Origin of the sequence: Jatrophihabitans sp., from assembly GCF_051960575.1 — a bacterium.
GTDB lineage: Bacteria > Actinomycetota > Actinomycetes > Mycobacteriales > Jatrophihabitantaceae > JBQCEE01.
Map to the genome: position 1 here is coordinate 1 of NZ_JBQCEE010000427.1, position 4,298 is coordinate 4,298.

2 protein-coding genes and 2 pseudogenes are annotated in these 4,298 nt (G+C 71.3%); 3 read left to right on the forward strand and 1 reads right to left on the reverse strand.

Features of this window, described 5'->3' with window-relative positions; translation table 11 throughout:
- From glgP to ACTHMS_RS24095, 3 genes and pseudogenes are all read left to right on the forward strand, one after another.
- Positions 1–1,305 (forward strand): alpha-glucan family phosphorylase (gene glgP, locus ACTHMS_RS24085; RefSeq protein ID WP_440309193.1); only part of this gene is annotated, 1,305 nt, incomplete at its 5' end.
- A gap of 44 nt (positions 1,306–1,349) precedes the next feature.
- Complete coding sequence (locus tag ACTHMS_RS24090) at positions 1,350–3,284, forward strand: acetoacetate--CoA ligase (RefSeq protein ID WP_440309194.1); 1,935 nt, start codon at positions 1,350–1,352, stop codon at positions 3,282–3,284.
- Between the two features lie 151 nt (positions 3,285–3,435).
- Positions 3,436–4,029: pseudogene (locus tag ACTHMS_RS24095) on the forward strand (acyltransferase family protein); the annotation flags it as partial.
- Positions 4,030–4,056: 27 nt separating this feature from the next.
- On the opposite strand, the pseudogene ACTHMS_RS24100 reads toward ACTHMS_RS24095, so the two are convergent.
- Positions 4,057–4,298: pseudogene (locus ACTHMS_RS24100) on the reverse strand (glycogen debranching protein GlgX); the annotation flags it as partial.

A 4,298-nucleotide genomic window follows, 5' to 3' on the forward strand; every position in this document is an offset into this window, starting at 1 on the left:
CCGACGTGGATGTCGCGCGACATCCTCGAGATCGCCGAGCGCGAGGTCGGCCCCGAGATCCTCGCCGAGGGCGGCGGCTGGGAGGCCATCGACCGCGTCAGCGACAAGGAGCTGTGGGGCGTCCGCAACACCCTGCGCGAGCGGCTGGTGCTCGAGATCCGCCGCCGCATGCGCGAGTCGTACGCCACCCGCGGCTTCGGCGAGTCGCAGCTGTCGTGGATCGACTCGGCCTTCGACCCCGAGGTGCTGACGATCGGCTTCGCCCGCCGGGTGCCGTCGTACAAGCGGCTCACCCTCATGCTGCGCGACCCCGCCCGGTTGAAGGCCCTGCTGCTGGACGAGCAGCACCCGGTGCAGATCGTCATCGCGGGCAAGTCGCACCCGGCCGACGACGGCGGCAAGCAGCTCATCGCGCAGATGGTGCGCTTCGCCGACGACCCCGAGGTGCGACACCGCATCACCTTCCTGCCCGACTACGACATCGGCATGGCGCGGTACCTGTACTGGGGTGTCGACGTCTGGCTGAACAACCCGCTGCGCCCGCTCGAGGCGTGCGGCACGTCGGGCATGAAGGCCGCCCTCAACGGCGCGCTCAACCTGTCCATCCGCGACGGATGGTGGGACGAGTGGTTCGACGGCGAGAACGGCTGGGCGATCCCGTCCGCCGAGGGCGTCGATGCCGACCAGCGCGACGACCTCGAGGCGCACGCGCTCTACGACCTCATCGAGAAGAACGTCGCGACGCGGTTCTACGACCGCGACGGCAAAGGCATCCCGGTGCGCTGGGTGCAGATGGTGCGCCACACCGTCAGCACGCTCGGGCCGAAGGTGCTCGCGTCCCGCATGGTGTCCGAGTACGTGCGGCGGCTCTACGTCCCGGCCTCGGCCTCGTCGATCCGGATGGCGTCCGACGGCTTCGCGCCGGCCAAGGAGCTCGCGGCGTGGCGGTCGCGGGTGCTGGCCGGGTGGGGCGGCGTCGTCGTGCGCAATGTCGACTCGGCGATGGAGGGCGACGCGGCCGAACTGGGCAAGACGCTCAGCCTGCGGGCCACCGTGGCGCTCGGGTCGCTGTCGACCGACGACGTCGACGTCGAGGCGGTGTACGGCCCGGTCGACATCGACGACCGGCTCACCGAGACCCGCACCGTGACGCTGAAGGCGACCGAGCCCGTCGACGACGCGCAGCGCTACGAGGGCGACCTGCCGCTCGACCGCACCGGCGCGTTCGGCTACACGGTGCGCGTGCTGCCGAAGAACGAGCTGCTCGCCACGCCCGCCGAGCTGGGCGTCGTCGCGACGGCGTGACCACCCGCGCAGCGTGATCGCTGCGGCGGCATAGGGTTCCGGGCGTGACGAGCGAGGGCACGCTGCTGTGGGAACCGTCCGCCGAGCGGGTCGCCGAGGCCCGGTTGACCGGGTTCACGCGGTCGCTCGGCCGGGGTGACGCGTCGTACGCCGAGCTGTGGCAGTGGTCGGTCGACGACCTCGACGGCTTCTGGTCGGCGTTCGCCGAGTGGGCCGGCGTGCGCTGGCGGACGACGCCCGCGGCGGTGCTCGGGTCGCGGGCGATGCCCGGCGCGCAGTGGTTCCCCGGCGGCACGCTGAACTGGGCCGAGCACCTGCTGTACCCGCCGTGCGGTGTCGACAAGGACGCGGTCGCGGTGATCTTCGCCCGCGAGGACGGCCCGCGGCGCGAGCTCACCTGGCGCGGGCTGCGCACGGCGGTGGCGGCGGTGCGGGCGCAGTTGGTCGACGCCGGGGTCGGCGTCGGCGACCGGGTCGCGGCGCTGCTGCCGAACGCGCCGGAGGCGCTCATCGCCGTGCTGGCGACGGCGTCGCTCGGTGCGGTCTTCTCGTCGTGCTCGCCCGACTTCGGCGCCCGGGCGATCGCCGACCGGTTCACCCAGATCGAGCCGGTGGTGCTGTTCGCCGTCGACGGCTACGTCTACGGCGGCAAGCGGTTCGACGTGCGTCCGACGGTGACGGCGCTGCGCGACGAGCTGCCGTCGGTGCGCGAGGTGGTGCTCGTGCCGTACCTCGACGACGCGGCGACGCTCGACGACACGGTGTCATGGAGCGACGTCGTCGCGCGCGAGGCGACGCTGGCGTTCGAGTACGTGCCCTTCGACCACCCGCTCTGGGTGCTCTACTCGTCCGGGACGACCGGGCTGCCGAAGCCGATCGTGCACTCGCAGGGCGGCATCCTGCTCGAGCACCTCAAGCAGCTGGTGCTGCACCTCGACCTCGGCCCGGGCGACCGGTTCTTCTGGTTCAGCACCACCGGCTGGATGATGTGGAACCTGCTCGTGTCGGGGTTGGCGACCGGCGCGACCATCGTGCTCTTCGACGGCAACCCCGCCTTCCCGGCGGCCGACGCGCTGTGGCGGCTCGCCGAGCGCGAACGGATCACCGCGTTCGGCGTCTCGGCGCCGTTCGTGCAGGCGTCCATGAAGGCCGGGGTGCGGCCGTCCGAGCTGGCGCTGTCGTCGGTACGCGCGGTCGGGTCGACGGGCGCGCCGCTGCCGCCGGAGGGCTTCGACTGGATCTACGCCGAGCTCGGTGACGTCATGCTGTCGTCGCTGTCCGGCGGGACGGACGTGTGCACCGCGTTCGTCGGCGGCGCCCCGACCCTGCCGGTGCGGGCGGGGGAGATCCCGTGTCGCATGCTCGGCGCGCGGGTCGAGTCGTGGTCGCCGGACGGTGCGTCGCTGGTCGACGAGGTTGGCGAGCTCGTCGTCACCGAGCCGATGCCCTCGATGCCGGTGATGTTCTGGAACGACCCCGACGGCAGCAAACTGCGCGAGGCGTACTTCGACACCTACCCCGGCGTGTGGCGGCACGGCGACTGGATCACGATCCGCCCGTCGGGTGCCTGCGTCATCCACGGCCGGTCGGACGCGACCATGAACCGCGGCGGCGTGCGCATGGGCACCGCCGAGTTCTACCGCGTGGTCGAGGAGCACCCGGACGTCGAGGACTCGCTGGTCATCGACACCTCGGCCGCCGGGGTGGAGGGCAAGCTGCTGCTGTTCGTCGTGCTGCGCGACGGGGCGTCGCTCGAGCAGGTGACGAGCGACCTGCGCACGACCATCCGGCGCGAACTGTCGCCGCGGCACGTGCCGGACAGCGTCGAGGCGATCGACGAGGTGCCGCGCACGTTGAACGGCAAGAAGTGCGAGGTGCCGGTCAAGAAGATCCTCGCCGGCGTGCCCGTCGAACAGGCGGTGAGCCAGGGCGCGCTGAAGAACCCGGCGGCGATGCAGGTCTTCCTCAGCCGACGCTGACCCGGCCGCGCCGCGGCGTCCGTTATCTCTTCGTTATCATCGACGGATGCCTCCCGTGCCGTCCGTCGTCGTGCGCCGGCGGCTCGGGCGGCAGCCGGCGCTCGACGGACTGCGGGCGATCGCCGTGCTGCTCGTGATGTTCCACCACGGCATGAGCCTGCTGTGGTGGACGAAGGCGCACGACCTGCTGCCCGGCGGCGTCATCGGCGTCGACATCTTCTTCGTGCTCAGCGGCTTCCTCATCACCAGCCTGCTGTTCGGCGAGATGGCCGGCAGCGGGCGTGTCCGGCTCGGCGCCTTCTACGCCCGCCGCGCGCTGCGGCTGTTCCCCGCGCTGTACGTGATGCTGGTCGTGACGCTGCTCGTCGACCACTACGACCTCGACCGGTCGGTCGGCTCGCTGCGGCACAGCGGCATCCCGATCGCGCTCTACGTCGGGAACTGGGTGCAGACGAAGCACCCGGCGTCCGTGCAGCCCGGGCTGTTCCACCTGTGGTCGCTCGCGGTCGAGGAGCAGTTCTACCTGGTCTGGCCGTTCGTCTTCCTGCTCGGCGCGGCGCTGTTCCGGTGGCGGCCGCGCACCTGGGCCCTGGTGGCCGTGCTCGGCATCGTCGGCTCGTACCTGGTGAAGCTGCACGTCTGGGGCGAGGCGCACTACTGGCAGGACCTCTACTACCGCACGGACGCGCGCGCCGACTCGCTGCTGTTCGGCGTGCTGCTCGGCGTGGTGTGGACCTCCGGTGTCCCGCTGCGGTGGCTGCGCCCGCTGGTGCTGCCGGCCCTGGTCGGCCTCGGCTGGATCGTCGCCGTAGTTGAACCACGGCGTCGGCAGATAGCCGTGCCAGACTTCGTCGGTGTATTCGGGCAGCTCTATGTGTTCGAGCTCGGTTTCACCGGTGTCATCGAACAGGCACAGCTCGACCTTGGTGGCATGCGCCGAAAACAGCGCGAAATTGACGCCCAATCCGTCCCAGGTGGCCCCCAGCGGGAACGGCTTACCCTCGGTAACGTTCG